This window comes from Mycobacterium sp. TH-M15, assembly GCF_057473705.1.
In genome coordinates, this window is sequence record NZ_JBYCLB010000259.1 from 1 (window position 1) to 4455 (window position 4455).

At 71.4% G+C, this 4455-nt stretch carries 4 protein-coding genes; all 4 read right to left on the minus strand.

All coding sequences use genetic code 11. The annotated features are described in order from the left end of the window. On the minus strand, positions 1-1425 hold a 1425-nt coding region (locus AC2VNT_RS06160), incomplete at its 3' end, for a malate synthase G (RefSeq protein ID WP_486946011.1). A 91-nt stretch (positions 1426-1516) separates the two neighbouring features. Then, positions 1517-2569, minus strand: coding sequence for a hemolysin family protein (locus tag AC2VNT_RS06165; RefSeq protein ID WP_486946012.1), 1053 nt, complete (start codon positions 2567-2569; stop codon positions 1517-1519). Further along, positions 2569-3933 (minus strand): hemolysin family protein, encoded by a 1365-nt coding sequence (locus tag AC2VNT_RS06170; RefSeq protein WP_486946013.1) that lies wholly within the window; start codon positions 3931-3933, stop codon positions 2569-2571. Before AC2VNT_RS06170 ends, AC2VNT_RS06165 begins: the two co-directional genes overlap by 1 nt. A 72-nt stretch (positions 3934-4005) precedes the next feature. Then, positions 4006-4455 (minus strand): IMP dehydrogenase (locus AC2VNT_RS06175; protein WP_486946014.1); only part of this gene is annotated, 450 nt, incomplete at its 5' end.

Below are 4455 nucleotides of genomic sequence, written 5' to 3' on the forward strand. Positions count from 1 at the left end.
GTCTCCGGTGCGGTCCAGGAAGCCGGTGTTGATGAAGACCACCCGGTCGGCGGCGGCCTTGATGCAGGCATTCAGGTTCACCGTGGTGCGGCGCTCCTCGTCCATGATGCCGACCTTGATAGTGGCCGGCGGCAGGCCGAGCACCTCTTCGACCCGGGCGAACAGCTCCGCGGTGAACGCCACCTCGTCGGGGCCGTGCATCTTCGGCTTGACGATGTAGATCGAGCCGGCGCGGCTGTTGCGCAGAGGACCGTTCGCCCCGTCGTTGTCCGAGCCGGACTTCAGCCCGTGCATCGCGATCAGGCTGGTGAACAGCGCGTCCTGGATGCCCTCGTACACCTCGTGTTCTTCGTTGTCGTCGGTGGTGTACACGATGGCGTCGTTGGTCATCAGGTGGCCGACGTTGCGGACGAGCATCAGGCTGCGGCCCGGCAGGGTGATGGTGCCGCCGTCCGGGGCGGTGAACTCACGGTCGGGGCGCAGCGTCCGGGTGAACGTGGTGTCGCCCTTGTGCACCTGCTCGGCGAGGTCGCCGCGGTTCAGGCCCAGCCAGTTCCGGTAGCCGAGCACCTTGTCGTCGGCGTCGACCGCGGCCACCGAGTCCTCGAAGTCCTGGATCGTGGTGACCGCCGACTCCAGCACCACGTCCTTGATTCCGGCCGCGTCCGTCTTGCCGATCGGCGAGTCCGGGTCGATCAGCACCTCGATGTGCAGGCCGTGGTGGACGAGCAGCACCGACGCCGGCGACCCGGCGTCGCCGGTGTAGCCGACGAACTGAGCGGCCGCGGCCGGCCCGGTCGCCAGCCCGTCGGCCAGCGTGACGACCATTGTGCCGTCGACGACCGCGAAGCTTCTGACCTCGGCCCACGATCCGCTGCCCAGCGGCGTCGCGCCGTCCAGGAACGCGCGGGCGTAGTCGATCACCTTCTTGCCGCGGACCGGGTTGTAGCCGCTGCCCGGCTCGGCGCCGCCGTCCTCGCTGATCACGTCGGTGCCGTACAGCGCGTCATACAGCGACCCCCACCGCGCGTTGGCGGCGTTCAAGGCGAACCGGGCGTTGAGCACCGGGACCACCAGCTGGGGTCCGGCCTGCACGGCGATCTCGTCGTCGACGTTGGCGGTGGTGACGGTGAAATCCGCCGGTTCGGGCCGCAGGTAGCCGATCTCGGTGAGGAAGGCCCGGTAGGCGTCGGGGTCGATCGGCTCGATCACCCGCTGCCGGTGCCACTTGTCGATCTGGGCCTGCAGGTCGTCGCGGTGCGCCAGCAGGTCGCGGTTGCGCCCGGTCAGGTCGGTGATGACCTTGTCCACGCCGGTCCAGAAGCTGTCCGGGTCCAGCCCGGTGCCCGGCAACGCCTCGTCGGTGACGAAGTCGTAGAGCACGCGGGCCACTCGCAGATTGCCTACCGACACCCGGTCCGTCATCAAACCCTCCTGTTCAGCCTGTTCAGCAATGCCCCACCTTACCGGCCGACGTCCACCCGGGACGCAGTCGGCGGTCGTCCGCGGCGCGGGCTCAGACCGGGTGGGTGCCGTCCTGCACCGCGCCGACCAGGTTCTGCACCAGATCCTGCAGGGCCACCATGCCGACCACGGTCCCGTCGGCGTCGGTGGCCAGCGCCAGGTGGCTGTTGCTGCGGCGGAGCCGGGAGAGTGCGGTGGGCAGCGGCAGCGACTCGGGCAGCTGCGGCAACGGGCGCACGGTGGCCAGGTCGACCACCGCCGCCGGGTCGTCGCAGCGCGGCAACACGTCCTTGATGTGCAGATACCCGATGAAGTCGCCGGCCCGTCCGACCACCGGGAACCGGGAGTAGCCGGTCTGGCGCAGCGCGCTCTCCACCGCGGCGACGGCCGGGCCGGTGTCGTCGGCCGCCACCGGGACGCCGCGGATGTCGGCGACCGGCACCACGACGTCGGCCACCGTCCGGGTGCGGATCTGTAGCGCGCGGGTCAGCCGGCCGTACTCGTCGGGGTCCAGCAGACCCTCCGACACCGACTCGGCGATCATCTCGCCGAGCTCCACCGTGGAGACGGTCACGTCGAGTTCGTCCTTGGGCTCCACCCGCAGCATCCGTAGCATCGCCTTGGCGCACCGGTTGTAGCAGGCGATCACCGGGCGGGCGGCGCGTACGTAGACCAGGTACGGCGGGATCAGCAGCATCGCGGTCTTCTCCGGTCCGGCGATGGCGATGTTCTTCGGCACCATCTCGCCGAGCAGCACGTGCAGCGTCACCACGATCGCCAGCGCGACCAGGAATGCCGCGGTGTGCAGCAGCGCGTCCGGGAGGCCGAGCAGCCGGAACGGAGCAACCAGCAGATCGGCGACCGCGGGCTCACCGATCCGGCCCAGCAGCAGCGACGCCACCGTGATGCCGAACTGGGCGCCGGCGAACATCAGCGGCAGCCGCTCGCCGGCCCGGATCACCGCGACCGCCCGGCCGCGGCCCTGCTCGGCGAGGGACTCCAGCCGGTCCCGGCGCGCCGAGATCAGCGAGAACTCCGCGCCGACGAAGAATGCGTTGGCCGCCACCAACAGCAGCGCCAGCAGCACCTCGAGGACGTCCCCCATCACCGGCTCCCGACCGGTCGGTGGCCGTGCCCGACCCGGGTCAGCTCGAGCTGGTCGATGCGGCGGCCGTCCATCCGGACCACCCGAGCGCTCCATCGCGCCGGGCTGCCCAGCGAGCCGTCCGGGTCGAACGCGATCAGCTCGACGGTCTCGCCGGCCGTCGGAATGTGGCCGAGCTGCTGGAGCACCAGCCCGCCGATCGTCTCGTAGCCGCCGTCCGGTGCCCGGTAGCCGGTGGCCGCCGCGACCTCGTCGACGCGCAGCAGGCCGGAGACTCGCCAGCCGCGACCGGACCGCACCACATCCGGGGTCGCGTCGTCGTGTTCGTCGCGGACGTCGCCGACGATCTCCTCGATCAGGTCCTCGAAGGTAACCAGGCCGGCGGTGCCGCCGTACTCGTCGGCGACCAGCGCCGCCTGTCGGTCGTCCGCGCTGATCTGCGCCATCACCGCGTCGCCGTTCAGCGTCGACGGAACCACCGCGACCGGCTGGGCGACGGTGGCCAGCCGGGTCTGGGCGCGGTCGGCGGCCGGCGCCGCGAACACCTGCTTGAGATGGACGATGCCGACGGTGGCGTCCAGGTCGCCGTCGACGATCGGGAACCGGGAGAACCCGGTCTCGGTGGCGACCCGCACCAGGTCGGCCAGCGTGTCGTCGGTCTGCAGCACCACGATCTTCGACCGGGGGGTCATCAGCTCCGCGGCGGTGAGCGCGCCGAACCGCAGCGACCGGTCCACCAGCGTCGCGGTGGCCGGGTCCAGCGCACCGCTGCGCGCCGAACTGCGCACCAGCGACACCAGTTCCTGCGGCGAGCGCGCCGACATCAGCTCCTGTGCGGGCTGGATGCCCAGCCGGCGCAGGATCCGGTTAGCGGCCCCGTTGGTCAGCCGGATGGCGGGTGTGAAAACCAGCGCGAACAGCATCTGCGGGAAGACGACCGCGCGGGCGGTGCCCAGCGGACGGGCCACCGCCAGGTACTTGGGGACCAGCTCGCCGAAGACCATCGACAGTGACGTGACGACGGCCAGCGCCAGGACGAGGATGACCGCGTCGGCGACCCGCTTCGGCACACCGAGCGCGTCCATCGCCGGGTGCGGCAGCCGGGCCACCAGCGGCTCGGTGAGATAGCCGGTGACCAGCGTGGTGATCGAGATGCCCAGCTGGGCGCCGGAGAGCTGAAACGACAGGTCGTGGTGGGCGCGCCGGATGGAGCGGCCCCGCCGGCCGCCGCGGCGGGCGTGGGCCTCGACGGTGCTGCGCTCCAGGGTGGTCAGGGAGAACTCGGCGGCGACGAAGACCGCGGTCCCGAAGGTGAGCGCGACGATGGCGAGCAGGCTCAGCGCGGTGCTGGCGAGGGTGCTCATCTTCGTCGCTCCGTGCGCATCGCTTCGCGTTGGGCGGTCGCGGCGGTGCTCATCGGCATCTCGGTGTCCCGGTCACCAGCCGAGCGGCAACGGGTGCCCCTCGGCGAAGCCCGCCGGTGACTGGATGCCGAGCACCGCCCGCTCGTGCAGCTCGGCGAGGGTGGCCGCGCCCACGTAGGTGCAGGTGCTGCGGAGGCCGGAGGTGATCTGGTCGAGCAGATCCTCGACGCCGCCCCGGTCCGGGTCCAGGCCCATCCGGGAGGTGGAGATCCCCTCCTCGAACAGGGTTTTGCGGGCCCGGTCGAACGCGCTGTCGGTGGCGGTGCGGGCGACCACCGCCCGCTTGGAGGCCATCCCGTAGCTCTCCTTGTACGGCCGGTCGTCGTGGTCGGTCATCAGGTCGCCGGGTGACTCGTAGGTGCCGGCGAACCACGAGCCGACCATCACGTTCGAGGCGCCGGCCGCCAGCGCCAACGCCACGTCGCGCGGATGCCGCACCCCGCCGTCGGCCCAGACGTGCCC